Annotated in this window: 20 protein-coding genes and 1 riboswitch; of the genes, 7 read left to right on the top strand and 13 right to left on the bottom strand. The window is 67.7% G+C overall.

Annotated elements, in window-relative coordinates:
- The first annotated feature begins 139 nt into the window (after positions 1 to 139).
- Entirely contained in the window at positions 140 to 3,457 is a 3,318-nt protein-coding gene (locus K9U37_RS19130; protein ID WP_243073039.1) for an error-prone DNA polymerase, read from the top strand.
- A 77-nt stretch (positions 3,458 to 3,534) separates the two neighbouring features.
- Here the strand turns inward: K9U37_RS19130 and K9U37_RS19125 are convergent, their stop codons facing one another.
- On the bottom strand, positions 3,535 to 3,999 hold the full coding sequence (locus K9U37_RS19125) for a tRNA (cytidine(34)-2'-O)-methyltransferase (RefSeq protein ID WP_243073038.1): 465 nt from the start codon (positions 3,997 to 3,999) through the stop codon (positions 3,535 to 3,537).
- Positions 4,000 to 4,081: 82 nt separating this feature from the next.
- Between K9U37_RS19125 and K9U37_RS19120 the strand changes: the two genes are divergently transcribed.
- Positions 4,082 to 4,633 (top strand): pentapeptide repeat-containing protein, encoded by a 552-nt coding sequence (locus tag K9U37_RS19120; protein ID WP_243073037.1) that lies wholly within the window; start codon positions 4,082 to 4,084, stop codon positions 4,631 to 4,633.
- A gap of 69 nt (positions 4,634 to 4,702) precedes the next feature.
- Here the strand turns inward: K9U37_RS19120 and K9U37_RS19115 are convergent, their stop codons facing one another.
- Positions 4,703 to 7,168, bottom strand: a complete 2,466-nt coding sequence (locus K9U37_RS19115) for an ATP-binding cassette domain-containing protein (RefSeq protein ID WP_243073036.1) — start codon at positions 7,166 to 7,168, stop codon at positions 4,703 to 4,705.
- Positions 7,169 to 7,268: 100 nt separating this feature from the next.
- Here K9U37_RS19115 and K9U37_RS19110 point away from each other — a divergent pair, with 100 nt between their 5' ends.
- Positions 7,269 to 8,117, top strand: coding sequence for a bifunctional methylenetetrahydrofolate dehydrogenase/methenyltetrahydrofolate cyclohydrolase (locus tag K9U37_RS19110; protein ID WP_243073035.1), 849 nt, complete (start codon positions 7,269 to 7,271; stop codon positions 8,115 to 8,117).
- Positions 8,114 to 8,443, top strand: coding sequence for a DUF3017 domain-containing protein (locus tag K9U37_RS19105; RefSeq protein ID WP_243073034.1), 330 nt, complete (start codon positions 8,114 to 8,116; stop codon positions 8,441 to 8,443). Before K9U37_RS19110 ends, K9U37_RS19105 begins: the two co-directional genes overlap by 4 nt.
- A gap of 1 nt (position 8,444) precedes the next feature.
- Here the strand turns inward: K9U37_RS19105 and K9U37_RS19100 are convergent, their stop codons facing one another.
- The 3 genes from K9U37_RS19100 to K9U37_RS19090 are packed head-to-tail and all read right to left on the bottom strand — an operon-like array spanning position 8,445 to position 11,679.
- Positions 8,445 to 9,179, bottom strand: a complete 735-nt coding sequence (locus K9U37_RS19100; RefSeq protein WP_243073033.1) for a class I SAM-dependent methyltransferase — start codon at positions 9,177 to 9,179, stop codon at positions 8,445 to 8,447.
- Positions 9,176 to 10,315, bottom strand: coding sequence for a homoserine O-acetyltransferase MetX (metX, locus tag K9U37_RS19095; protein ID WP_243073032.1), 1,140 nt, complete (start codon positions 10,313 to 10,315; stop codon positions 9,176 to 9,178). Before metX ends, K9U37_RS19100 begins: the two co-directional genes overlap by 4 nt.
- Before the next feature lie 11 nt (positions 10,316 to 10,326).
- The gene (locus K9U37_RS19090; RefSeq protein ID WP_243073031.1) at positions 10,327 to 11,679 is read right to left on the bottom strand and encodes a bifunctional o-acetylhomoserine/o-acetylserine sulfhydrylase; all 1,353 of its coding nucleotides are present in this window, start codon (positions 11,677 to 11,679) and stop codon (positions 10,327 to 10,329) included.
- A gap of 165 nt (positions 11,680 to 11,844) precedes the next feature.
- Positions 11,845 to 11,964, bottom strand: a riboswitch (SAM riboswitch).
- Between the two features lie 172 nt (positions 11,965 to 12,136).
- Here K9U37_RS19090 and K9U37_RS19085 point away from each other — a divergent pair.
- Entirely contained in the window at positions 12,137 to 14,374 is a 2,238-nt protein-coding gene (locus K9U37_RS19085; protein ID WP_243073030.1) for an NADP-dependent isocitrate dehydrogenase, read from the top strand.
- Between the two features lie 59 nt (positions 14,375 to 14,433).
- Here the strand turns inward: K9U37_RS19085 and K9U37_RS19080 are convergent, their stop codons facing one another.
- The gene (locus K9U37_RS19080; RefSeq protein WP_243073029.1) at positions 14,434 to 15,378 is read right to left on the bottom strand and encodes an esterase/lipase family protein; all 945 of its coding nucleotides are present in this window, start codon (positions 15,376 to 15,378) and stop codon (positions 14,434 to 14,436) included.
- A 144-nt stretch (positions 15,379 to 15,522) separates the two neighbouring features.
- Here K9U37_RS19080 and trpS point away from each other — a divergent pair, with 144 nt between their 5' ends.
- Both trpS and yhjD read left to right on the top strand, forming a co-directional pair.
- Complete coding sequence (gene trpS, locus K9U37_RS19075) at positions 15,523 to 16,539, top strand: tryptophan--tRNA ligase (RefSeq protein ID WP_243073028.1); 1,017 nt, start codon at positions 15,523 to 15,525, stop codon at positions 16,537 to 16,539.
- A 17-nt stretch (positions 16,540 to 16,556) separates the two neighbouring features.
- On the top strand, positions 16,557 to 17,582 hold the full coding sequence (gene yhjD, locus K9U37_RS19070) for an inner membrane protein YhjD (RefSeq protein ID WP_243073027.1): 1,026 nt from the start codon (positions 16,557 to 16,559) through the stop codon (positions 17,580 to 17,582).
- 6 nt (positions 17,583 to 17,588) lie between these two features.
- Here yhjD and K9U37_RS19065 read toward each other — a convergent pair whose 3' ends face one another.
- The 7 genes from K9U37_RS19065 to sdhA all read right to left on the bottom strand — a co-directional run bounded on the left by K9U37_RS19065 (position 17,589) and on the right by sdhA (position 26,153).
- Positions 17,589 to 18,833, bottom strand: coding sequence for a D-alanyl-D-alanine carboxypeptidase family protein (locus K9U37_RS19065; protein WP_243073026.1), 1,245 nt, complete (start codon positions 18,831 to 18,833; stop codon positions 17,589 to 17,591).
- Between the two features lie 76 nt (positions 18,834 to 18,909).
- Positions 18,910 to 20,307: an aspartate aminotransferase family protein gene (locus tag K9U37_RS19060; protein ID WP_243073025.1), complete on the bottom strand. Its 1,398-nt coding sequence runs from the start codon at positions 20,305 to 20,307 to the stop codon at positions 18,910 to 18,912.
- On the bottom strand, positions 20,304 to 20,819 hold the full coding sequence (locus K9U37_RS19055; protein ID WP_372489541.1) for an Lrp/AsnC family transcriptional regulator: 516 nt from the start codon (positions 20,817 to 20,819) through the stop codon (positions 20,304 to 20,306). Before K9U37_RS19055 ends, K9U37_RS19060 begins: the two co-directional genes overlap by 4 nt.
- A gap of 109 nt (positions 20,820 to 20,928) precedes the next feature.
- Positions 20,929 to 22,668, bottom strand: a complete 1,740-nt coding sequence (locus K9U37_RS19050; RefSeq protein ID WP_243073024.1) for an APC family permease — start codon at positions 22,666 to 22,668, stop codon at positions 20,929 to 20,931.
- A gap of 199 nt (positions 22,669 to 22,867) precedes the next feature.
- Complete coding sequence (locus K9U37_RS19045) at positions 22,868 to 23,458, bottom strand: carboxymuconolactone decarboxylase family protein (RefSeq protein WP_243073023.1); 591 nt, start codon at positions 23,456 to 23,458, stop codon at positions 22,868 to 22,870.
- Positions 23,459 to 23,607: 149 nt separating this feature from the next.
- Positions 23,608 to 24,399 (bottom strand): succinate dehydrogenase iron-sulfur subunit, encoded by a 792-nt coding sequence (locus K9U37_RS19040; protein WP_243073022.1) that lies wholly within the window; start codon positions 24,397 to 24,399, stop codon positions 23,608 to 23,610.
- The gene (sdhA, locus tag K9U37_RS19035; protein ID WP_243073021.1) at positions 24,399 to 26,153 is read right to left on the bottom strand and encodes a succinate dehydrogenase flavoprotein subunit; all 1,755 of its coding nucleotides are present in this window, start codon (positions 26,151 to 26,153) and stop codon (positions 24,399 to 24,401) included. The genes K9U37_RS19040 and sdhA overlap by 1 nt, the downstream gene beginning before the upstream one ends.
- Between the last annotated feature and the right edge of the window lies 1 nt (position 26,154).

Below are 26,154 nucleotides of genomic sequence, written 5' to 3'. Positions count from 1 at the left end.
CGTAGTTCGACCAGTGAGTTTGCGCCGACGGCCCGGTCTTGCCGCAAGCCCGCGGGTGCGTTGATGGTTTGACGGGGCAGAAGCTCTCAAGATACCCACCACCCTGTCTCTAGAACGTATGTTCGATTATGCTGCTGGCATGGACTGGCGTAACGGGCCTCTGAGCTGGGGCGAGATGGAGCGGGTGCTCAACAGCAAGCCGCGCCGGTCAGGCATGTCGCTGGGGGAGCCGCATGCCGACGGCGGCGACAGCCCGGCCTGGTCCCGCAGGCGTGAACCCTACGAGCCGACCGGCGAACGTCCACTGCGCTCGACCGTTCCCTACGCCGAACTGCACGCCCATTCGGCTTACAGCTTCCTCGACGGGGCAAGCACCCCGGAGGAACTTGTCGAGGAGGCCGTCCGGCTGGACCTGCGGGCCATCGCGCTCACCGACCACGACGGGCTCTACGGCGTGGTGCGGTTCGCTGAGGCCGCCAAGGAACTCGACATGCGCACCGTCTTCGGCGCCGAGCTGTCGCTGGGTAATACCGCGCGCACCGAGGTTCCCGACCCACCCGGGCCGCACCTGCTGGTGTTGGCCCGCGGGCCCGAGGGATACCGCCGGTTGTCCCGCCAGATCGCCCGGGCGCATCTGGCCGGCGGTGAGAAGGGCAAGCCGCGCTACGACTACGACAGCCTCACCGAGGCCGCCGGAGGGCACTGGCACATCCTGACGGGATGTCGCAAAGGACATGTACGCCAAGCACTTTCGAACGGAGGTCCGGAGGCCGCGGTCAAAGCGCTAGCCGATCTGGTCGATCGGTTCGGAAGTGACCGGGTCAGCATCGAACTCACTCACCATGGTGATCCGCTCGACGGCGAACGCAACGCCGCGCTGGCCGCGCTGGCCCCGAGGTTCGGGCTGACGGTCCTGGCCACCACCGCCGCGCATGTCGCCGAGCCTGAACGCGGCAGACTGGCCATGGCGATGGGCGCGATCCGCGCCCGTCAGTCACTGGAGGAGGCCGCCGGGTGGCTGGCGCCGCTGGGTGGCGCGCACCTGCGGTCGGGGGACGAGATGGCCCGGCTGTTCTTCCAGTATCCCGAAGTGCTCACCGCGGCAGCCGATCTCGGTGAGCAGTGTGCCTTCGAGCTTGCCCTGATCGCCCCGCAGCTGCCACCGTTCGACACACCCGACGGGCACACCGAGGGCAGCTGGCTGCGCGAGCTGACCATGCTCGGCGCGGCTGCGCGCTACGGCCCGCGCGCCTCCGCGCCGGAGGCGTACACCCAGATCGAGCGGGAACTCGACGTCATCGGCAAGCTGAAGTTCCCGGGCTACTTCCTGGTGGTGCACGACATCACCCAGTTCTGCCGGCGCAACGACATCCTGTGCCAGGGCCGGGGATCGGCGGCCAACTCGGCGGTCTGCTACGCGCTGGGGGTCACCGCCGTCGACCCGGTCGCCAACGGTCTGCTCTTCGAACGGTTCCTGTCCCTGGCCCGCGACGGACCACCCGACATCGACATCGACATCGAATCCGACCTGCGCGAGAAGGCCATCCAGTACGTCTACGACCGCTACGGCCGCGACTACGCCGCGCAGGTCGCCAACGTCATCACCTATCGCGGGCGCAGTGCGGTGCGCGACATGGCCCGCGCCCTCGGCTTTTCCCAGGGTCAGCAGGATGCCTGGAGCAAGCAGATCAGCCGCTGGAACACGCTGCGAGAGCAGCAATTGGACGGCGCGGCCGACTCACCGGACGTCGAGGACATTCCCGAGCCGGTGATCGACCTGGCGACGCAGATCAGGAACCTGCCCCGGCACATGGGCATCCACTCCGGGGGCATGGTGATCTGCGACCGTCCGATCGCCGACGTGTGCCCGGTGGAGTGGGCGCGCATGGAGAACCGCAGCGTGCTGCAGTGGGACAAAGACGATTGCGCGGCAATCGGTTTGGTGAAGTTCGACCTGCTCGGTCTCGGCATGCTCTCGGCGCTGCACTACGCCATCGACCTGCTCGCCGAGCACAAGGGCATCGAAGTCGACCTGGCCCGTCTCGACCTCTCCGAGCCCGCGGTCTACGAGATGCTGCAGAAGGCCGACTCCGTCGGAGTGTTCCAGGTGGAGTCCCGCGCACAGATGGCCACCCTGCCGCGGCTGAAGCCGCGGGTGTTCTACGACCTGGTGGTGGAGGTGGCGCTGATCCGGCCCGGGCCCATCCAGGGCGGTTCGGTACATCCCTACATCAAGCGACGCAACGGCCTGGAACCCGTCACCTACGACCATTCGTCGATGGAGCCGGCGCTGCGAAAGACGTTGGGGGTGCCGCTGTTCCAGGAACAACTCATGCAACTGGCGGTGGACTGTGCCGGCTTCTCGGCTGCCGAGGCCGACCAGCTGCGCCGGGCCATGGGGTCCAAGCGCTCCACCGAGAAGATGCGACGACTGCGTGACCGGTTCTATGCCGGCATGGCCCAGCGGCACGGCATCACCGGCGAGGTCGCCGACCGGATCTACGAGAAGCTGGAGGCATTCGCCAATTTCGGTTTCCCGGAGAGTCATTCGCTGAGCTTCGCCTCGCTGGTGTTCTACTCGTCCTGGTTCAAGCTGCACCATCCGGCGGCGTTCTGCGCGGCGCTGCTGCGCGCCCAGCCGATGGGGTTCTACTCGCCGCAGTCGCTGGTCGCCGACGCCCGTCGGCACGGTGTCACCGTGCACGGCCCCGACGTCAACGCCAGCCTGGCCCACGCCACGCTGGAGAACCACGGGCTCGAGGTGCGGCTGGGCTTGGGCGCGGTGCGCCACATCGGTGACGAGCTTGCCCAGCGGATCGTTGACGAGCGAACGGCAGACGGTCCGTATGCCTCACTGCTGGATCTGACTGGGCGCGTGCAGCTTTCGGTGCCACAGACCGAAGCACTGGCCACCGCCGGGGCGCTGGGCTGCTTCTCGATCACCCGACGCGAGGGCCTGTGGGCGGCCGGAGCGGCGGCCACCCAGCGGCCCGGCCGGCTGCCCGGGGTGGGGTCGTCGTCGCACGTTCCGGCGCTGCCCGGAATGACCGAGGTGGAACTGGCCGCCGCCGACGTCTGGGCCACCGGGGTCTCCCCGGACAGTTACCCGACGCAGTTCCTGCGCGAAGACCTCGATGCGATGGGCGTCGTCCCGGCCGACCAACTTCTCGACGTTCCCGACGGCAGCCGGGTGCTGATCGCCGGTGCGGTGACCCACCGGCAACGGCCGGCAACCGCACAGGGGGTGACGTTCATGAACATCGAGGACGAGACCGGAATGGTCAACGTGCTGTGCACACCGGGGGTGTGGAACCGGCACCGCAAGCTGGCGCAGACGGCGTCGGCCCTGCTGATCCGCGGCCAGGTGCAGAACGCCACCGGGGCGGTCACCGTGATCGCCGAGCGGATGGGCAGGCTCGGCATGCGGGCGGCCTCCCGAAGCCGCGACTTCCGCTAGGCCATCGCCTCGGTGAGGCCGAATTGTGCTGCGATGTCGGAGCCGAGCAGCTGACCCACTGGGACACCTGGCAACTCTCAGCGGCCACCGCTGAACCCGTGCTGCCGCCACGCCTCGTAGGCGGCCACGGCTGCGGCGTTGGACAGGTTCAGGGAACGTCGGCCGGGCAGCATCGGGATGCGCACCCGCCCGGTGATGTGCGGGTCGGCCAGCGTGGCGTCGTCCAGCCCGGTGGGTTCCGGGCCGAACATCAGCACGTCGCCGGGCCGGTATTCCACGTCGGCGAACGAACGCTGCGCGTGGGCGGTGAACGCGAAGACCCGGGCGCCCTCGAGCGCCGCCCAGGCCGCCGCCAGCGACGGGTGCACGGTCACCGAGGCGAGGTCGTGGTAGTCCAGACCGGCGCGGCGCAGTTTGGGCTCGGAGAGGTCGAAGCCCAGCGGCTCGACCAGGTGCAGCTCACATCCCGTGGCCGCCACCATGCGGATCGCGTTCCCCGTATTGGGCGCGATGCGCGGCGAATGGAACATCACCCTGAACACAACGCCCCATCCTCGATGACTTGCGGGTCGGGGATAATTCCACCATGGCCGAGACGAGTCTCTGGATGAAGAAGGTGTACCGGTGGCGCAGTGGACCGACCGTGAGTTCACCGGCTGTGACTTGCGCGACGAGGACCTGTCCGGACTGCAGACCGAGCGGGTGGTGTTCACCGAATGCGACTTCGGCGGCGCGAACCTGACCGAGTCGGTACACCTCGGAACCGCCTTCCGCAACTGTCGGTTCCTGCGGACGACGCTGTGGCACAGCACGTTCCGAAACTGCAGCATGCTGGGATCCAGCTTCGAGGACTGCCGGCTGCGACCGGCGGTGTTCGACGAGGTGGACTTCACCCTCGCCGTCCTCGGTGCTGCCGATCTGCGCGGGGTCGACCTGTCCGGCTGCCGGTTGCGCGAAGCCGGCCTGGTGCAGGCCGACCTGCGCAAGGCGGTGCTGCGCGGGGCGGACCTCACCGGCGCCCGCACCGACGGGCTGCGACTGGAACAGGCCGACCTGCGGGGTGCCCGGATCGATCCGACGTTGTGGACCACCGCGGCGTGCCGGGGCGCGAAGATCGACGTCGCCCAGGCGCTGGCCTACGCCGCGGCCCACGGTCTGGACGTCAGCGGGCAGTGATCTTTGCCCAAATCGACGTGGGCGTGCGAAAGTTCGAGAAGGCCGCATGCCCCGCGTTCCTCGCCGTCGTCACGCCCCCTTCAGCCGGATCTTCCACCGCACAAAGCTCAGGTAGCCCAGACTCAACAGCGAGAGTATTCCGATGTCGAACCACCAGATCGAACCGCGGTGCTCCCACCAATGGTCCTTCGGCGTCAGCGGACCGGGCACCAGCTTGATCAAATCCACCGTCGAGGCCGACGCGGCGAAACCCCAACGCGCCGGGGTGAACCAGGACAACTGGTCGAGCACGAGGCGATCCGTCACCGGGATCATGCCGCCGGAGAACACCAGCTGGCTCATGATCGCCACCACCAGCAGCGGCATGATCTGCTCGTTGGACCGGGCCGCCGCGGACAGCAGCAGGCCCAGCATCGCCGAGGCGACGGTGGTCGCGGCCATCCCGACGAAGAGTTCCAGGGTGGGGCTACCCAGCGCGGTCGCGCCCTGGGTCGGCGCGCCCTTGCCGGCGACGGTGATGGCCGTGGCGATCGACGACTGGGCGATCGCGAACACCGAGTACACGAAGACCTTGGCAAGCAGATAGGCCGTCGTGGACAGCCCCACCGCCTGCTCGCGGCGGAAGATCGCGCGCTCACCGATCAGGTCGCGGATGGTCAATGCGGTGCCCATGAAGATCGCGCCCACGTTGAGCAGCACCAGGATCTGGCCCGGCTCGTTGGGCGCGGACCCCATCGGGTCGGGGACACCGAGGCCGACGGTCCCGGGGACTGCCAGGGACAGCACGCCCATGATGAAAGGCAGCAGCGCCAGGAATGCGAAGTAGCCGCGGTCGGAGACGATCAGCCGGGTCTGGCGTCGCACAATCGTCGAGAACTGCCGCAACAGGCTGGTGTGAGTCGGCTCGCCGATGTCGGACGGTTTCTCCAGCGGCGGCGGCGGGGGCGTGGGCCCGGTCAGCGCCTGATAGCGCCGATATGCGCCGTCGGGGTCACTGGCGACATTGCTGAAGATGTCCGCCCAGTTTGTGGTCCCCATCGTGGGACCGATCTGGCTGGGCGGCCCGCGGAACGCGGTCCTGCCGCCGGGAGCCAGTAACAGTACCTGGTCGGACACGTCGAGGTAGGTCAGCGAGTGCGTGACCACCAGCACCACGCGGCCGGCGTCGGCCAGCTGGCGCAGCATCGTCATCACCTGACGGTCCAGGGCGGGGTCCAGACCCGAGGTGGGCTCGTCGAGGATCAGCAGCGACGGGCCGGTCAGCAGCTCGAGTGCCACCGAGGCGCGCTTGCGCTGGCCGCCGGACAGTTTGTCCACCCGGGTGTCGGCGTGCTGGGTCATCTCCAACTCGGCCAGCACCTGGGCGACCACCTGCTGGCGGTCCTCCTTGGTGGTGTCCGGCGGCAGCCGCAGCTCGGCGGCGTACATCAGCGCCTGGTCGACCGTCAGCTGGCCGTGCACCACGTCATCCTGCGGCACCATCCCGATCCGGGAGCGCAGCGAGGCGTACTCGGCGTGGATGTTGTGACCCTCGAACGCCACCGTGCCGCTGGTCGGGTGGGTGTAGCCGGCGATCAGCCGAGCCAGGGTGGACTTACCGGCCCCCGACGGGCCGATCACCGCGGTCAGCGTGCCCGGACGGGCCGAGAACGAGATGTTGTCCAGCAGCGTCTTGTCGTGCTCGATGGTCCACGTCACCGCCCGCACCTCGAGCCCGCCGGTCGCGGTGGCGGCCTCGGTCTCGGTGCGGCGCACCAGCGTGCCGCCGGCGAAGACGAGGTCGACGTTGCCAATGGTGACCACGTCACCTTCGTTCAGCAGGGCGGTGTCCACCCGGGTGCCGTTGACGAAGGTGCCGTTGATGCTGCGGTTGTCGGCGATCTCCGTCCCGCCGGGGGTGGGGATCAACGTGGCGTGATGGCGTGAGGCGAGGACGTCGGGGATGACGATGTCGTTGTCGGTGGCGCGGCCGATCGTCACGCCACCGGGCGGGGTCTCCGCCGGCGGACCCGGCCGCAGGATCTTCAGCATCGAGGTCGCGATGTTCGACGAACCGCCGGACCTGCTCTCGATCGGGCGCATCTGAGTCGGCGCGGCCGCGGGCGGCTGGTAGCTCGGTTGCGGTTGCGGTGGCGGCTGGTAGCTCGGCCACGACGGGCTCGACGGCGGCGCCGAGATGCGCACCGAGGACGTCTGCGGCGGACGACCCACCGAACCCTGGTGCCGGCCGACTCCGAAGTTGATGGTGGGCCCGTCGGGGTTGCCGACGTTGACCGTCGTCCCGTCGGTGATGTCGACCGACGTCATCCGGCGGCCGTTGACGAACATGCCGTTGAGCGACCCGTTGTCGATCGCCATCCACCGGCCGTGGTCGAAGCGCAACACCAAATGGGCACGCGAGATCAGCGGGTGCGCGATGCGCACGTCAGCACGAAGGTCGCGGCCAACCACGACGTCGTGCCCTGCGGCGAAGGTGCGCTCCGAGCCGTCGGACCGAACGGTCAGCGCGGGCGCGGCTGGTCGACTCATCGCCACAACTGTATCGGTCGCGACCCGGCTCGCCCGTCAGGCGGCAGCGCCGGCGGCGTCCGGTCTGTCAACGGAGGTGTCGCGGTCAATGGAAGAATGGTCAGCCGTGGTCGCTGACACCCTGGACGGCAAGCTCACCCGCGACGAGATCTTCGTCGATCTCGCCGAGCGCGTCGCGGCGCTGACCGCCGCCGGCCGCACCCCGGGGCTGGGCACCGTGCTGGTGGGCGACGACCCCGGGTCGCACGCGTACGTCCGCGGCAAGCACTCCGACTGCGCCAAGGTCGGCATCACCTCGATCCGCCGCGACCTGCCCGCCGACGTCAGCCAGGCCGAGCTCGACGAGACGCTCGACGAGCTCAACGCCAACCCGGAGTGCACGGGCTACATCGTGCAACTGCCGCTGCCTCATCACCTCGACGAGAACGCCGCGCTGGAGCGGGTGGACCCGGCCAAGGACGCCGACGGGCTGCACCCGACCAACCTCGGCCGCCTGGTGCTGGGCAAGGACGCCCCGCTGCCGTGCACGCCGCGCGGCATCGTGCATCTGCTGCGCCGCTATGACGTACCGATCGCCGGCGCGCACGTGGTGGTGATCGGCCGCGGTGTCACCGTGGGTCGCCCGCTGGGCCTGCTGCTTACCCGCCGCAGTGAGAATGCCACAGTTACGTTGTGCCACACCGGAACTCGCGATCTGCCCTCGCTGACCCGGCAGGCCGACATCATCGTCGCCGCCGTGGGTGTGCCGCACATGCTGACCGCCGACATGGTCCGTCCGGGCGCGGCGGTGGTCGACGTCGGTGTGAGCCGGGTGGACGGCAAGCTCACCGGCGACGTGCACCCCGACGTGTGGGAAGTGGCCGGGCACATCTCGCCCAACCCGGGTGGGGTGGGTCCGCTGACCCGGGCGTTCCTGCTCACCAACGTCGTCGAACTGGCCGAAGGGGCGCTGTGACCGCTCGGGCGCGGCGCCGGCTGCCGACCCGCGAAGAGGCGGTCGACTTCGTCCGCCGCGTGGTGCGCGCGCAGTGGCCGATCCTGAGCGTCTTCCTGATCTTCCTGCTGGCGTGTGTGCTGGTGGCCGTTGGCTTCTGGCGCCGGGGTTCGCTGCTGATCGGCATCGGGGTCGGGGTGGCCGCCGCCTACCGGCTGCTGCTGTCCGATGAGCGGGCCGGCCTGTTGGTGGTGCGCTCCCGGGGAGTCGACTTCGCCACGATGACCACCGTGTGTGTGGTGATGGTCTACATCGCCTCGACCATCGACCCGCTGGGCACCGGTTAGCCTAGCCGTCGAGGGTCGCGCGGATGCACACGGTGATGTAGGGCAACGCCAGTCCGCTGGAGTTGGCCAGCGCGGGATGGGTGGCCAGCAGCTCACGCACCTGATCGAGCGTACGGGTGCGGACCTCCGCCGGGGAGGTGATGCAGTAGCTCCGCGAGGCCACCAGGTCGATAAGTGCTTGCGGGGTAAGGTAATTCGTCCACTCGACGCGACGGCGTGCGAGATCGGCGAACGGCGCAGGCAGGCTCACCTGTTCGCTGAAGCGGTCGTTCTCGTGGCCGATGATGTTGCCCAAATCCTTGACCCAGCCCAGTCGTTCGTCGCGGGTGTTCCACACCAGCCCGAGTCGACCGCCGGGCCGCAGCACCCGCGCCACCTCGGCGACCGCGCGCTCCGGGTCGAACCAGTGCCAGGCTTGCGCCACCAGCACAGTGTCAACACTGTTGTCGGGCAACGGGATCTGCTCGGCGGTGCCCAGCAGCGCCGGCGTGTCCGGCAGTGCCGAGCTCAACAGTTCGAGCATCTCGGCGATCGGGTCGACGGCAACGACGTCGAGGCCGCGCTCCACGAGGCGGGTGGTCAGCTTGCCGGTCCCGGCACCCAGGTCGAGGACGTCACGCGTACCCGGCGGCAGCAGCCAGTCGATCGCCTCCGGCGGATACGACGGCCGGCCCCGCTCGTAGGCGGCGGCCTCTGACCCGAAGGACAGCGACCGATCCGGGCGTGACTCGGTCACAGCCGGCGCGCCCCGTCCCCGTCGGCCAGGTCGAGGGTCTGCTTGATCAGCTGGCCCACCGCCTCGGTTTCGACCAGGAAGCCGTCGTGGCCGTAGATCGACTCGACCACGGTGAGCCCGTTGCAGCCGGGCAGCAGATCAGCCAGCTCCTGCTGCAGCCGCAGCGGGTAGAGCCGGTCGGAGGTGATCCCGCCGACCACGGTCGGCACCGGGCAGGAGCGCAACGCGGCACTCACCCCGCCGCGTCCGCGGCCCACGTCGTGGTTGGACAGCGTCTCGGTCAGCGCCACGTAGCTGCCCGCGTCGAATCGCTTGACCAGCTTGGCGCCCTGGTACTCCAGGTAGTTCTGCACCGCGTAGCGGCCACCGGTCAGCGGGTCCTCATCGCCCTGGGTGCCGTTGCCGAAGCGGGTGTCCAGCTCGACCTCGCCGCGGTAGGTCAGATGCGCGAAGCGACGGGCCAGCTCCAGTCCCGTCTGCGGGCTGCGACCGGTGCCGTGGTAATCACCGCCCTGCCAATCGGGGTCGGACTTGATCGCCGCGATCTGGGTGCTCTGCGTCCCGATCTGGTCGGCCGTGGCGCGCGCGCCGACGGCAAGCACCAGCGCGGCACGCACCCGCTCGGGGTAGCCGATCATCCACTCCAGCGCGCGGGCGCCGCCCATCGAACCACCGATGACCGCGGCGACCTCGGTGATGCCCAGCGCGGCCAGCGCCGCGACGTCGGCGGCCATCTGGTCGCGCACCGTGATCAGCGGGAAGCGCGAGCCCCACGGCCTGCCGTCGCGGGCCAGCGAGCTGGGCCCGGTGGAGCCACGACAGCCGCCCAGCACGTTGGTGGCGACCGCGCACCAGCGGTTGGTGTCGATCGGGGCGCCCGGGCCGGCCACCCCGTCCCACCAGCCCGGCGTCGGATGTCCGGGCCCGGCGGGACCGGTGACATGTGAGTCGCCGGTGAGCGCGTGCAGGACGACGACCACGTTGTCGCGGTTGGGGGACAGCTCGCCCCACCGCTGCACCGCGATCGAGACGTCCTCGATCACCGCGCCGTTCTCCAGCGTCAGCGGGCCGATGTCGACGACGCCGACCTCACCTTCGGCCGGCAGCGTCACGGCGCGCTCATCTGTGGCAGTCACGTTCGGCTCCCTCAAAAGGCCGCCACGGCCCGAGGGTCCGAGGCGTCCGCGCCGGCCAGCGACTTGGCGGCGGCGAAACCGCGCTCCAGGTCGGCCAGGATGTCGTCGATTCCCTCGATCCCAACGGCCAGCCGGACCAGGCCCGGTGTCACGCCGGTGGCCAACTGCTCCTCGGCGGACAACTGCTGGTGGGTGGTCGACGCTGGGTGGATCACCAGCGAGCGCACGTCACCGATGTTGGCTACGTGGCTGTGCAGCTTCAAGGCGTTGACGAACGCCTTGCCCGCCTCGATGCCGCCAGCCAGCTCGAAGGCCAGCACCGCACCGGTTCCCTTGGGCGCCAGCTTCTTGGCCCGCTCGTGCCACGGCGAGCTGGGCAGGCCCGCGTAGTTCACCTTCACCACGTCCTCGCGGCCTTCGAGGTACTCGGCCACCTTCTGGGCGTTGGCGACGTGGCGTTCGATCCGCAGGCTCAGCGTCTCCAGACCCTGTGACACCAGGAAGGCGTTGAACGGCGAGGCCGCCGAACCGAGGTCGCGCAGCAGCTGGACTCGGGCCTTGAGCGCATAGGCCGGCGCGCCGAGGTCGGCGAACACGACGCCGTGGTAGCTGGGGTCCGGGGTGGTGAAGCCAGGGAAGCGGCCCGATGTCCAGTCGAAGTTGCCGCTGTCGACGATCACACCTGCGATCGCGGTGCCGTGGCCGCCGAGGTACTTGGTGGCCGAGTGCACGACGATGTCCGCCCCGTGGGCGATCGGCTGGATCAGGTACGGCGTCGCGATGGTGTTGTCGACGATCAGGGGCACCCCGTTGTCGTGGGCGACCTTGGCGACGCCGGGGATGTCCAGGATGTCGATCTGCGGGTTGGAGATGGTCTCGGCGAAGAACGCCTTGGTGTTCGGCCGGACGGCCTTCTGCCACGAGTCCAGATCGTCGGGGTCCTCGACGAACGTGGTCTCGATGCCCAGCTTGGGCAGGCTGTAGTGCAGCAGGTTGTAGGTGCCGCCGTAGAGCCGGGGGGAGGCCACGAGGTGATCGCCCGCGCTGGCCAGGTTGAGGATCGCGAAGGTTTCCGCGGCCTGACCGGAGGCCAGGAACAGCGCTGCGACACCGCCCTCCAGGGCGGCGACGCGCTGCTCGACCGTGTCCTGGGTGGGGTTCATGATCCGGGTGTAGATGTTGCCCGGCTCGGCCAGTCCGAACAGCGCGGCGGCGTGCTCGGTGTTGTCGAAGGTGTACGACGTGGTCTGGTAGATCGGCAGGGCCCGGGCGTGGGTGGTGCCGTCCGGGGTCTGCCCGGCGTGGATCTGCTTGGTCTCGAACGACCAGTTGGCGGTGAAATCCTCAGTGTCAGGGGTGCTCATGGGGAAATTGCTCCTCGGGGAGGGACGGTCGGGTCAGGACGGTGCGGCACAGCTCCGCCACGGAAACGACGAATGCCGGCGGCGATGGGTTCAGCGACAGTGGCTCATAACGGACCCATAGGTGTGCATCAGGTTTCCCTGTCTACTCCGGGGCCCGTTTTTGCGGACCCGCGCTTGCCGTGCAGCCGGTCGCGGCTGCTCAACCTGGTCATCACCCGGGGCACCCCACCGCGGTTGGAGGGTTGCCGGCCAGCAAGCCGGGGCTTGACGCTGGCGCTCATGACCGAACCAAAGACTATCGCACCCGGTTGACCGCTGGCCAGCCGGTTATCCGGGCCACAGGTGTGACGCAGACCTCTGCGCCGATGCGATGACCCCCTCACGTAGCGTCGGAAGCAACGCAATACTGATAGCCGTCTTGCCACAAGGACCGAACACGACGCCGGGAGAGCAGCACATGAGCGACGAGAATCAGACCATCATCTACACGCTCACCGACGAGGCGCCGCTGCTCGCGACGTACGCCTTCCTGCCGATCGTCCGGGCGTTCCTCGAGCCGGCCGGCGTCAACGTCAAGACCAGTGACATCTCGGTGGCCGCCCGCATCCTCGCGGAGTTCGCCGACTACCTCACCGAGGAGCAGCGGGTTCCGGACGACCTGGCCGAGCTTGGACAGCTCACGCAGCTGCCCGACACCAACATCATCAAGCTGCCCAACGTCAGCGCCTCGGTGCCCCAGCTGCTGGCCGCGATCAAGGAGTTGCAGGGCAAGGGCTTCAAGGTCCCCGACTATCCCGGCGACCCGAAGACCGATGCCGAGAAGGCCATCAAGGAGCGCTACGCCAAGATCCTCGGCAGCGCGGTGAATCCTGTTCTGCGCGAAGGCAATTCGGACCGTCGCGCGCCCAAGGCGGTCAAGGAGTACGCCCGCAAGCACCCGCACAGCATGGGCGAGTGGTCGATGGCGTCGCGCACCCACGTGGCGACGATGCGCGGCGGCGACTTCTACCACGGCGAGAAGTCGACGACCCTGGACAAAGCCCACGACGTGAAGATGGAGCTGGAGACCGCCGGCGGCAAGACTTTGGTGCTCAAGGAGAAGGTGTCGCTGGACGCCGGTGACGTCATCGACAGCATGTTCATGAGCAAGAAGGCGCTCTGCGACTTCTACGAAGCGCAGATGGAGGACGCCTACAAGACCGGCGTCATGTTCTCCCTGCACGTCAAGGCCACCATGATGAAGGTCAGCCACCCCATCGTGTTCGGGCATGCGGTCAAGATCTTCTACAAGGACGCCTTCGCCAAGCAGCAGAAGCTGTTCGACGAACTCGGGGTCAACGTCAACAACGGCCTGTCCGACCTCTACGGCAAGATCGAGTCTTTGCCGGCCTCGCAGCGCGACGAGATCATCGAAGACCTGCACAAGTGCCATGAGCACCGCCCCGAGCTGGCCATGGTGGACTCGGCCCGCGGCATCTCCAACTTCCACTCGCCGTCCGACGTCATCGTCGACGCGTCGATGCCGGCGATGATCCGGGCCGGCGGCAAGATGTACGGCGCCGACGGCAAGCTCAAGGACACCAAGGCGGTCAACCCGGAGTCGACGTTCTCCCGGATGTACCAGGAGATCATCAACTTCTGTAAGACCAACGGCCAGTTCGACCCGACCACCATGGGCACCGTGCCCAACGTCGGCCTGATGGCGCAGAAGGCCGAGGAGTACGGCAGCCACGACAAGACCTTCGAGATTCCCGAGGGCGGGGTCGCCAACATCGTCGACATCGAGACCGGTGAGGTGCTGCTGACGCAGAACGTCGACGCCGGCGACATCTGGCGGCTGTGCATCGCCAAGGACGCGCCGATCCAGGACTGGGTCAAGCTGGCCGTCACGCGGGCGCGCAACTCCGGTATGCCGGTGGTCTTCTGGCTCGACGACGAACGCCCGCACGAGAACGAGCTGCGCAAGCTGGTCGGGAAGTACCTGAAGGATCACGACACCGAGGGCCTGGACATCCAGATCATGCCGCAGGTGTGGGCGATGCGGTACACGCTGGAGCGCGTAGTCCGCGGGCGGGACACCATTGCCGCGACGGGCAACATCCTGCGCGACTACCTCACCGACCTGTTCCCGATCCTCGAGCTGGGCACCAGCGCCAAGATGTTGTCCATCGTTCCGCTTATGGCGGGCGGCGGTATGTACGAAACGGGTGCCGGCGGCTCGGCGCCCAAGCATGTCCATCAGCTGCTCGAGGAGAACCACCTGCGCTGGGATTCGCTCGGTGAGTTCCTGGCGCTCGGCGCCAGCCTGGAGGACCTGGGCAACAAGACCGGCACGCAACGCCCGAAGATCCTGGCCGACACCCTCGACTCGGCGATCGGCAAGCTGCTGGACAACAACAAGAGCCCGTCCCGCAAGACCGGGGAGCTCGACAACCGCGGCAGCCAGTTCTACCTGGCGCTGTACTGGGCGCAGGAGCTTGCCGCCCAGACCCAGGACCAGGAGTTGGCAGCGCATTTCGCGCCGCTGGCCAAGACCCTGGCCGAGAACGAGGACGCCATCGTCGCCGAGTTCAACGAGGTGCAGGGCGCCCATGCCGACATCGGCGGCTACTACTACCCGGACCCGAAGAAGACCACCGCGGTGATGCGGCCGAGCCAGACGTTCAACGCCACGCTGGAGGCCGCGCAGGGCTGAATACCGGCGGATGCGCTTCGGTGGTCCGACCACGCGCCGGTGACCGTCGAGTTCGGTCCCTAGGCGGGGCAGCCTTCCCGGTTGGGGCTCTCCAGCGCCTTGGGTGCGTCCTCGATCGCCTTGTGCACGACGTCGAACACCTGCGGATCCCACGTCAGCGCGGTCTTCCAGTCCAGCCCGGCCAGGTTGGCGACGTAGATGCTGTGCACGTCGTCGAAGGTGTAGCAGCGCCGCTGCGGCAGCACCGGATCGCTGATGCTCTTGGCCAGCGCGCTCTGCAGCGCCACGAATCCGTCATTGGGCCACACCGCCGGATTCACCTGTCCATCCTTGGTGAACTTCTTGCCGGCGATCAGCACCACCGGGATCTTGTCGAGCACCCCGGACTGGAATTCGTTCCAGCCGTCCTTGCCCATCAGGAACGCCTGGTTGACCTCGCGGCCCGAGCCGGCCATCAGCTGCCTCACCTCGTCGGCGAAGCCCTTCATCCCCGTCTCGCAGAACTTGTCGCCCAGGCAGTCGGTCAGCGGCATCAGCCCGTTGCCGTAATCCGACAGATAGGAGCCCTGCCACGGCGTGCCGATGGTGGTCAGCGAGCGGACCTTCACCGGCGAGTTCGTCGATGTCAACACCCGGACCGCCGCGCGCGAGTACAGCCCGCCCATCGAGTGCGCCACGAAGTCGACCTCGTTGACGCCCTTGTCGGTGTGCAGCCAGTCCAGGAATCGGGCCAGATGCTCGCCGGCGGTGTCGATACTGCCCGTCGAGTTCACCGTCATGTTCTCCGGCAGCGTCACCGGGCACATCCCGAACGGACCGAAGCCGGTCTGGTCGGTCACCTGCCCGCGTCCCGCCGTCGCCGGAGAGGTGTAGACGGCGTAGCCCTGCTTGAGCAGATATTCGCGCAGCGCGGTATCGCTGTTGCCCGCGGCCAGCCCCGTGGCGCACGCCTGATCGGGGGTGGTGAACGGACTCGTCGCATCCCCGCCGGAGACGATCACCACCGCCGTGGACGCCGCCCGCTTCTGCGGCTCACCCCCGCTTCCGCAGGCCCGTCAGGAGCAACGTCAATGACGACAGGAGGACCGCGAGGGTGCGCACGAGCAGGATGCTAGCCCGCCAAGGCGTCGTGACAGGATTGATCCATCATGAGCACCTCATCTCGTCGTGTCGTCTTCTCCGGGGTCCAGCCGACCTCCGACTCCCTGCACTTGGGCAACGCGCTGGGCGCGATCAAGCAGTGGGTCGATCTCCAGGACGACTACGACGCGTACTTCTGCGTGGTCGACCTGCATGCCATCACCGTGCCGCAGGATCCCGAGACGCTGCGTCAGCGCACCCTGGTCACCGCCGCGCAGTACCTCGCGCTGGGCATCGACCCGTCCCGGGCGACGATCTTCGTGCAGAGCCAGGTGCCTGCCCACGCCGAGTTGGCGTGGGTGCTCGGCTGCTTCACCGGCTTCGGGCAGGCCTCCCGGATGACGCAGTTCAAGGACAAGTCGCAGAAGCAGGGTGCTGAGGCCACCACGGTCGGGCTGTTCACCTACCCGGTGCTGATGGCCGCCGACGTGCTGCTCTACGACACCGACCTGGTGCCGGTCGGGGAGGATCAGCGCCAGCACCTCGAGCTGGCGCGCGACGTCGCACAGCGGTTCAACGTGCGCTTCCCGGACACGTTCGTCGTCCCCGAGCCGATGATCCCGAAGGTGACGGCCAAGATCTACGACCTGCAGGACCCTACCGCCAAGATGAGCAAGTCGGCGACCACCGACGCCGGCCTCATCGCGCTGCTCGACGACCCGAAGGTGTCGGCCAAGAAGATCCGCTCGGCGGTCACCGACAGCGAGCGCGAGATCCGCTACGACGTCGAGGCCAAGCCCGGGGTGTCCAACCTGCTGTCCATCCAGTCCGCGGTGACCGGCGTGGACATCGACACCCTGGTGGCCGGGTACGACGGTCGGGGTTACGGCGACCTGAAGAAGGACACCGCCGAGGCCGTGGTGGAGTACGTCACCCCGATCCAGCAGCGGGTGGACGAACTGATGTCCGACCCCGCCGAACTGCAGGCCGTTCTCGCAAAGGGCGCCCAGCGCGCCCGCGAGGTGTCTGCTAAGACCGTCGGACGCGTTTACGAGCGGTTAGGGTTTTTGCCGACGAGTCCGTGACCCTGCGGGAGGCTGGGATGACAGAACCGGCCAAACCGGGGATCCTGGACCGATTTCGGGCGCGCTACCACTGGTTCGACCACGTGATGCGCGCCGCAGGCCGCTACCAGAATTCCAAGGGCGACTTCTACGCCGCGGGCATCACCTACTACACGATCTTCGCGCTGTTCCCGCTGCTGATGGTCGGCTTCGCCGCGGCCGGCTTCGTCCTGGCAAGTCAGCCGCACCTGCTGGCCGACATCGAAAGCCGGATCAAGGCAACGTTTTCGGGGAGCCTCGGTCAGCAGCTGATCGGTCTGATGGACTCGGCGATCAACTCACGCACGTCGGTGGGCGTGATCGGTCTGGCGGCGGCGGCCTGGGCCGGGCTGGGCTGGATCGCGAACCTGCGCGAGGCGCTGAGCCAGATGTGGGACCAGCGCACCGATCCGAAGAACTTCGTGCGCACCAAGATCGCCGACCTGCTGGTCCTGTTGTCGACCTTTGTCGCGATCACGGTGACGCTGGTGTTGGGCGCGCTGGCCGATCCGTCGCTGATGGAGCGGATCCTGGAATGGGGCGGCGTGCCCCACGCCACCGGGTTGGGCGGGGTGCTTCGGGCGGCGTCGTTGTTGATGTCGTGGCTGGTGTCCTGGCTGCTGTTCACCTGGATGATCGCGCGGCTGCCGCGCGAGGCCATCAGTTTCCGCAGCAGTGTGCGCGCGGGGCTGCTGGCAGCGGTGGGCTTCGTGATCTTCAAACAGGTGGCGGGGATCTACCTGCGCTCGGTGGTGCACGGTCCGGCCGGGGCGACGTTCGGCCCGGTGCTGGGCTTGATGGTGTTCGCCTACATCACCGCACGGCTGCTGTTGTTCGCGACGGCATGGGCGGCGACGTCGGCCGAAAACCAGCGGCCCGAGCCGGTTCCCGCACCGGCTCCCGCGGTGATCAACCCGCGGGTGGGACCCGACGAGGGCCTGCGCACCCGTCAGTGGGTGGCCGCGATGGTGGTGGGAGCCTTTGGCGCCCTGGGTGTTTCGCGGCTGTGGCGCAGTAGCCGCTGAGCGGCGCTACCGGTTACGCACTGGCTTGCGGTTGATCGACCGCGCGCCCATGATCAACACGAACACGATGATCGTGCCGATCACCGCCACGCCGATCCGGACCGGCAGCGCGTCGGCGGCCGGAATCAGCGGCGAGGCATTCGCCTTGACGGCGTCCGCGTCGGGCTTGGGCGGCATCAGCGACGGGTCGGGGTCGATCAGATTGCCGATCTTGGTACCCGGCGGAGTGGCGAAACCGTAGTCCAGCAGATGCGCGGCCTGCTCCCACGGCGCGATCGGCTGACGCGTGCCCCGCATCAGCACCGCCACCAGCCGGCGGCCGTCCCGGTTGGCCGCGCCGACGAAGGTCTGCCCGGCATCGTCGGTGTAGCCCGTCTTGCCGCCCAGCGCGCCCGGGTAGTTGTACAGCAGCTGGTTGTCGTTCTCCAGCTGGTAGCCCGGATGGTCGCCGTCCTCACCCGGCTTGGCCGGATGCCCCGGGAAGTCATACTTCTGCGTGGCCACGATGCCGGCGAAAGTCGGGTTCTCCCAGGCATATCGGTAGAACAACCCGATGTCGTAGGCCGACGTGCTCATGCCCGGGCCGTCCAGGCCGGACGGGGTGGCCGCGCGGGTGTCGGCGCCACCGAGCTTGCGGGCTAGCACGTTGATCTTCTGCAGGGCGGTGTCCATGCCGCCCAGCTGCATCGCCAGGGCGTGCGCGGCGTCGTTGCCCGAGTGCATCAGGAGGCCGTGCAGCAGATCGTTGACGGTGTAGTGGCCGCCGACGTCGACCCCCACCCGCGTGCCTTCGGAGTTGGCGTCGTCCTGGGTGCCCTCGACCATCTTGTTCAGCGGCAGCTCGTTGATCGCCTGCATCGCGGTCAGCACCTTGATGATGCTGGCCGGGCGGTGGCGGGCGTGCGGGTCGCGCGCGGCGATGATGTCGCCGGTGTCCAGGTCCGCGACCACCCACGACTCGGCCGAGACGTCGTCAGGGACCGGGGGCGTGTTCGGCGCGACGATGACCCCGCAGCCCGACAGGGCGTCGCCGCCGACCGGCTTGGCCGGAACCGGAAGCGGCAGCGGCGGGTCCCCGGCCTGGGGTACCTCGGAGGAGTCGACGGCAGGCGGCGTCGACACCTTGTACGGGCAGGCGTTCGGGTCGGGTGCCGCGTTGGGCTCGGCCCACGCGATCGCGGGCGTGCCGACAACGCACATGGTCGCGGCCAGCGCGGCGGCACACCGCAGCAAGGTTCTTGAGGTCGCCATCGACTCGCAGAGTAGGGGATTTCCGGCCCGAAACCGCGGAGCCGCGCTGTGACTGGTGTGGTTGTTGATGCAATTGTTAGCTTGGTAGCCTTAAGTGATCCCACGCCTGTGTGAAGACCCGGCGCAGGATCTGCTCGATGTCGTCGAACAGGGCCTGGTCGCTGATCAGCGGCGGGGCCAGCTGCACTACCGAGTCGCCACGGTCATCGGCGCGGCAGTACAGGCCCGCCTCGAACAACTCGGTGGACAGGAAGCTGCGCAGCAGCCACTCGGACAGCTCGTCGTCGAGGATCTCCTTGGTGGCCTTGTCCTTGACCAGCTCGATGCCGTAGAAGAAGCCCTCGCCGCGGACATCGCCGACGATCGGCAGGTCGAGCAGCTTCTCCAGGGTGGCCCGGAACGCCGGTGCGGTCTTCTTGACGTGGTCGTTGAGGCCCTCACGCTCGAAGACGTCGAGGTTGGCCAGCGCGACCGCGGCGGAGACGGGATGCCCGCCCCAGGTGTAGCCGTGGGCGAAGGTGGTCAGGCCGTCGTTAAACGGCTCGAACAGCCGGTCGGAGGCGATCATCGCGCCGAGCGGGGCGTAACCCGACGTCAGACCCTTGGCGCAGGTGATGATGTCGGGCACGTAGCCGAAGTCGTTGCAGGCGAACATCGAACCGATCCGGCCGAACGCGCAGATCGTCTCGTCGGAGACCAGCAGCACGTCGTACTCGTCGCAGATCTCGCGGACCCGCTCGAAGTATCCCGGCGGCGGCGGGAAGCAACCGCCGGCGTTCTGCACCGGCTCGAGGAACACCGCGGCGACGGAGTCGGGGCCTTCCATCTCGATAGCCTCGGCGATCCGGTTGGCCGCCCACTGACCGAACTCCTTGATGTCGGTGTTGTGGCCTTCCGGCGCCCGGTACCAGTTGGTGTTGGGCACCCGGAAGCCGCCGGGGGTGATCGGCTCGAACGGCGCCTTGAACGTGGGCAGACCGGTGATGGCCAGCGCGCCGTGGGGTGTGCCGTGGTAGGCGATGCTGCGCGAGATCACCTTGTACTTGCCGGGCCTGCCGGTCAGCTTGTAGTACTGCTTGGCCAGCTTCCACGCCGACTCGACGGCGTCGCCGCCGCCGGTGGTGAAGAACACCCGGTTCAGGTCGCCCGGCGCGTACCCGGCCAGCCGCTCGGCCAACTCGATGGCCGGCGGGGTCGCGTACGACCACAGCGGGAAGAACTCCAGCGTCTCGGCCTGCTTCTTGGCGGCCTCCGCAATCTCCTCGCGGCCGTGGCCGACCTGGACGACGAACAGTCCAGACAGGCCGTCGATGTAGCGCTTGCCGTTGCTGTCGTAGATGTAGACGCCGTCACCGCGGGTGATGATCGGGGGAGTGTTGGCGGTGCCGCCGTGGCGGGCGAAATGACCCCACAGATGCCGATCGGCCTTGGCGCCGAGTTCGGCGGTGCGGTTCAGGCTGGCGGGCGTTGTCATCGGGTTCCCCAATTATATTGTTGTTTAACGAGTTTCAGGTAGACCAGCGTCTCGGTCGCAGTCACGCCGGGTACCGCGCGGATCTCGGTGTTGAGCAGCTCGAGCAACTCGGCGTCGTCCTCACACACAACTTCGACGATGGCGTCGAAGGTGCCCGCGGTGAGCACGACGTAGTCCACGGCATCGATCTGCGCCAGCTTCTCGGCGACCTTGGTGGTATCACCGGTGCAGCGGATGCCGATCATCGCCTGGCGGGCGAAACCGAGTTGCATCGGATCGGTCACCGCGACGATCTGCATCACCCCGGAGTCGACGAGTCGCTGTACACGCTGTCGCACCGCTGCCTCGGACAGGCCGACGGCCTTGCCGATTCCGGCGTACGATCGCCGACCATCCTGCTGAAGCTTCTCGATGATGGCCTTGGACATCTCGTCGAGTTGGAACGGGGCTGACGCTCCCGACCCGACGGCGCGGACGAGAAACCGACTGGCTGGTACTCCCGAATCGCGCATGCCCATGATTGTGCACGGAATCCGTTGTTATAAGCAACGGGATCGATGAAATTGGTCGTGTAGAGCCGCTCAGACTGCGGGAATGCGTAGTAATTGCGCCGGCCAGTCGCTAGGCCTGCGGCCCCTTGGTGAACTCCTCACCGGTTTCCGGGTTGACGGCCGTCTCACCCGGCGGCAGGTTCGAGAGGTCCGGCGCGATGACTGTCGGCATGTCACCGGAGTCGGGCAGACCGAACATCGGCTCGACGTTGGCCGGCGGCGCGAGCACCAGATCCGCGCTGGAGCGCCGGGACAGGGTGCCGCCGCGGAAATAGTCCGGAGACATCAGCCACCAGATGATCATCACCACGACGCCGAGAACCAGCGCGCCGATCCCGACGACCGCCACGGCGCCGTAACCGACGATCGTGACGTTGTTGCCGTTGTCGTCGGTGAGCCAGTCCGGCTTGGCGTACTGGATCAGCCCGTAGGCGAAGACCACGAGCAGAATCAGACCGCCCAGCAGGGGGACCAGGCCGCGCATCGTGAAGTCGCGGACGTTGTTGGTGAGGTCCTTGCGGTAGAACCACACGCACGCGAATCCGGTCAGGCCGTAGTAGAACGCGATCATCAGGCCGACCGAGCCGATCAATGCCGACAGCAGGTTGGGGCTGACCAGTGTGAACAACACGTAGAACCCGATCGACACCGCACCCATCGCGATCGTCGAGGTGGTGGGGGTGAGGTAGGTGCGGTGAATCTTGGCGAACGGCGTCGGCAGCGCCTTGTACACGCCCATCGACAGCGTGGTCCGCGCCGTGGGCAGGATGGTGGTCTGCGTGGACGCCGACGCCGAGGTCAGAATCGACGCGGCCAGCAGCATGATCCCGATCTTGCCGATCACGCTGTCCCCGAACAGGTCCGGGCCGATGGCGGCGAAGGCGTCGGCGGCGTTCTCCGGATTGCCCAGGCCGATGCCCTCGGTACCCGTGCCGGCGAAGGCGATGGCGGCGACGCTGACCAGTGCGTAGGTGGCCAGCAGCAGGAAGGTCGACATGACGGCCGCGCGGCCCGGAGTGGTGCCGGGGTCGTCGGCCTCCTCGTTGCAGGCGACCGCGGTGTCCCAGCCCCAGTAGATGAAGATCGCGGTGAGGATCGCCGGCGCGATGACGGTGCCGAAGTCCAGCCCGGCGGGCCAGAACCAGGACAGCGACGGGTGCACGGAGTACGTCTCGGCCTTGCCCGCGTAAACTTTGATCAGGGCGACGACCGAGAACGCGATCAGAATCACCAGCTCGATGCCGAGCAGGCCGTACTGGATGCGCGCCGACACCTCGATGCCGCGGTAACAGATGTAGGTCATCAGGATGATCCAGATGACGCCCGCCACCGTCGACCACAAGGTGCTGCTGGCGAGATCGGCCACCGACGTCCAGCCCAGGCCACCGACGAAGGTGAACGAGTAGGCGCCGGCGATCTGAGCCAGGTTGGCCATGACGATGACGTCGGCGGCGATGATGCCCCAGCCGCCCATCCAGCCCACCAGCGGACCGAAGGCGCGCGATGCCCAGGTGAACGTGGTGCCGCAGTCCGGCTCGGCCTCGTTCAGCTCCTGGTAGGCCACCGCGATCAGGTACATCGGGATGAAGGCCAGCAGCACGATGGCAGGCGCCTTGACGCCGGCCAGCAGCGAGCCGCCGCTGGCGACGATCAGGCCGAGGGTCGCAGCCAGCGAGTAGGCCGGGGCGGTGGAGGCCATCCCGACGACAACGCTGGACAACAGGCCCAGCGCGCCTCCCTTGAGTCCCTTGCTCTCGACGGTGTTGGACCCGGGGGCGGCGGGCTCGAGCTGCAGCTCACCTTTGGCCATGGCATCTCCTGCTTGAAGCCGGATGGACGGCCGGGGGCCGACCGCGTTAGACCGAGACGAGACTACGGTTTCAGTGGCAGATGCGCGCGGAAACTACGGAATTGTTTCCCTGTCGCTAGTTTAGCGATGGAATCAGTGGACTCTGGGGGCTTCTCTTCACGGATTCGTGTGTGAACGGGTCTGCTGGCTTCCGGTTGCGTCAGTCGGCCTCGGTCGGATCGGTCATCCAGGGGACCCGGCAGTTCTCACCCGAACCGAAGCCCTGCTCGGTGATGCCCAGCGCCGAGTTCATCCGGGCCCGCATGTTCTCCACGCCGATCTGATAGGTCAACTCCACCACGCCGTCCGCGCCAAAGCGGCGGCGCAGATCGTCGATCTGCTCGGTGGTGATGGTGTGCGGGTCGGTGGTCATGGCGTTGGCGTAGGCGATGGCGGCACGCTCGTCGTCGGTGTACAGCGGCGAGGTCGCGTAGTCGTCGATGTGCTCGAGCCGGCCGATGTCGAGGCCGTCGAGTCGCATCAGCATCGCGCCGAAGTCGACGCACCAGGAGCAGCCGACCGTACGGGCGGTCCAGAACACCGCCAGTTCGCGGACTCCCGCGGGCAGGATCGTCGAAGCCCGCTGGAGCATGGCCTCGTGGACGGCATTCGCGCGCAGCAGGCGTGGGTGATGGGCGTAGACGGCGATCGGTTCGGGGACTTCGCCGAAGCGACGCTTCGCGTAGCGGTACATCAGCCGGGTCAACAGTGGTGCACGCCGGGGATCGAGGGGTTCCAAGTGAGTGTTCATACCCTCCAGACTCCGCCGGTCCGGCTAATGTGACACGGCGAGCTCGAGAAAAAGGCCGAGAACGTCGCTGACCCGCTGGCCGAGATCGCCGAACACAAATCCTGGACAATCCGGTGTGGATAACGGCTTCGGCGAGCACATCGCCCGCGTCAGCGCGTGAACATCAACGCGCGCTTGACTTCCTGGATCGCCTTGGTCACCTCGATACCGCGCGGACAGGCGTCGGTGCAGTTGAACGTGGTACGGCAGCGCCACACGCCGTCGACGTCATTGAGGATCTCCAGCCGCTCGGCGGCACCCTCGTCACGGCTGTCGAAGATGAACCGGTGCGCGTTGACGATCGCGGCCGGCCCGAAATACGAACCCTCGTTCCAGAACACCGGGCAGCTGGTCGTGCAGCAGGCGCACAGGATGCACTTGGTGGTGTCGTCGTAGCGAGCCCGGTCGGTGGGGCTCTGAATGCGTTCGCGGGTGGGCGCGTTGCCGGTGGTGATCAGGTACGGCTTGACCGCGCGATAGGCGTCGAAGAACGGCTCCATATTCACCACGAGGTCCTTCTCCACGGGCAGCCCGCGGATCGGCTCGATGGTGATGGTCAGTGCTTTTTGCGGCCTTCCCGGCCTTCTTTTCGGCAACAGGTCGCGCATCAGCACCTTGCACGCCAGCCGGTTCACCCCGTTGATCCGCATCGCGTCCGAGCCGCAGACACCGTGCGCACACGACCGCCGGAACGTCAGCGTGCCGTCGAGGTAGCTCTTGACGTAGATGAGCAGGTTCAGCAGCCGGTCAGACGCCAGGCAGGGCACCCGGAAGCTCTGGAAACCGGCGGCATCCGGGTCGTCGGGGTTGAACCGGGCGATCTTCAGCGTCACCATCACCGCCCCGTCGGGGATCGGCGGCAGCGCGGACTCGCGGGTGTCGACTTCTGGCGTGATCGTCATCAGTACTTGCGCTCCATCGGCTCGTAGCGGGTCTGCACCACCGGCTTGTAGTCCAGCCGCACGTCGCTCAGCAGCTCCGAACCTTCCTTGTAGGCCATGGTGTGCCGCATGAAGTTCGTGTCGTCGCGGTTGGGGTAGTCCTCGCGGGCATGCCCGCCGCGGGACTCCTTGCGGTTGAGCGCGCTGCGCACGGTGACCTCCGCCAGCTCCAGCAGGAAGCCCAGCTCGATGGCCTCGAGCAGGTCGCTGTTGTAGCGCTTGCCCTTGTCGTGCACCGTGATTCGCGAGTAACGCTCCTTGAGCGCGTGAATGTCGGTGAGCGCCTGCTTGAGGGTCTCCTCGGTGCGGAACACCGCGGCGTTGTTGTCCATCGACTGCTGCAACTCGCTGCGGATGTCGGCGACCCGTTCGTTGCCGTGCTCGTTGAAGATGGTGGCCACCCAGTCGACGACCATGCCGGCCGGATTCGGCGGTAGGTCGACATGGTCATGGCCCAGCGCATAATTCGCGGCTGCGGTGCCCGCCCGGCGCCCGAACACGTTGATGTCCAGCAGCGAATTGGTGCCCAGGCGGTTGGCTCCGTGCACCGACACACACGCGCACTCACCGGCCGCGTACAGCCCTGGCACGACGTTGGTGTTGTCCCGCAGCACCTGTCCGATCACCGTGGTCGGGATACCGCCCATGAGGTAGTGACAGGTCGGGTAGACCGGGACCAGTTCGGTGACCGGGTCGACACCGAGGTAGGTGCGGGCGAACTCGGTGATGTCGGGCAGTTTCGCCTCGAGCACGTCCTCGCCGAGGTGGCGCACGTCGATGTAGACGTAGTCCTTGTGTGGACCGGCCCCGCGGCCTTTCAGCACCTCGAGCACCATGGACCGGGCGACGATGTCGCGCGGGGCGAGGTCCACGATCGTCGGGGCGTAGCGCTCCATGAACCGCTCGCCCTCGCCGTTGAGCAACCGGCCGCCCTCGCCGCGCACCGCCTCGGAGATCAGGATTCCCAGACCGGCCAGACCCGTCGGGTGGAACTGGTGAAACTCCATGTCCTCCAAGGGAAGTCCCTTGCGGAAGATGATGCCCAGGCCGTCACCGGTCAACGTGTGGGCGTTGGAGGTGGTCTTGTACATCCGGCCCGAGCCGCCGGTGGCCAGCACGATGGCCTTTGCGCGGACGACGTGGATGTCACCGGTGGCCAGTTCGTAGGCGACCACGCCGGTGGCGATCGGCCCACTCGGCGTCTCGGTCAGCACCAGGTCGAGCGCGTAGAACTCGTTGAAGAACTCCACGTCGTGCTTGACGCAGTTCTGGTACAGCGTCTGCAGGATCATGTGGCCGGTGCGGTCGGCGGCATAGCAGGCCCGGCGCACCGGGGCCTTGCCGTGATCGCGGGTGTGCCCGCCGAACCGGCGCTGGTCGATGCGGCCCTCCGGGGTGCGGTTGAACGGCATGCCCATCTTCTCCAGGTCGAGGACCGCGTCGATGGCTTCCTTGCACATGATCTCGACGGCGTCCTGGTCGGCGAGGTAGTCGCCGCCCTTGACCGTGTCGAAGGTGTGCCACTCCCAGTTGTCCTCTTCGACGTTGGCCAGCGCCGCGCACATGCCGCCCTGCGCCGCGCCGGTGTGGCTGCGGGTCGGGTACAGCTTGGTCAGTACCGCGGTGCGCGCCCGCGGGCCGGCCTCGACGGCGGCGCGCATGCCCGCGCCGCCGGCACCGACGATGAGGACGTCGTACTTGTGCTCGCGAATCATC

This window comes from Candidatus Mycolicibacterium alkanivorans, assembly GCF_022760805.1.
GTDB classification, from domain to species: Bacteria; Actinomycetota; Actinomycetes; order Mycobacteriales; family Mycobacteriaceae; genus Mycobacterium; species Mycobacterium alkanivorans.
Note: the sequence above shows the minus strand (reverse complement) of the source record. Positions and strands in the feature narration are given on the sequence as shown.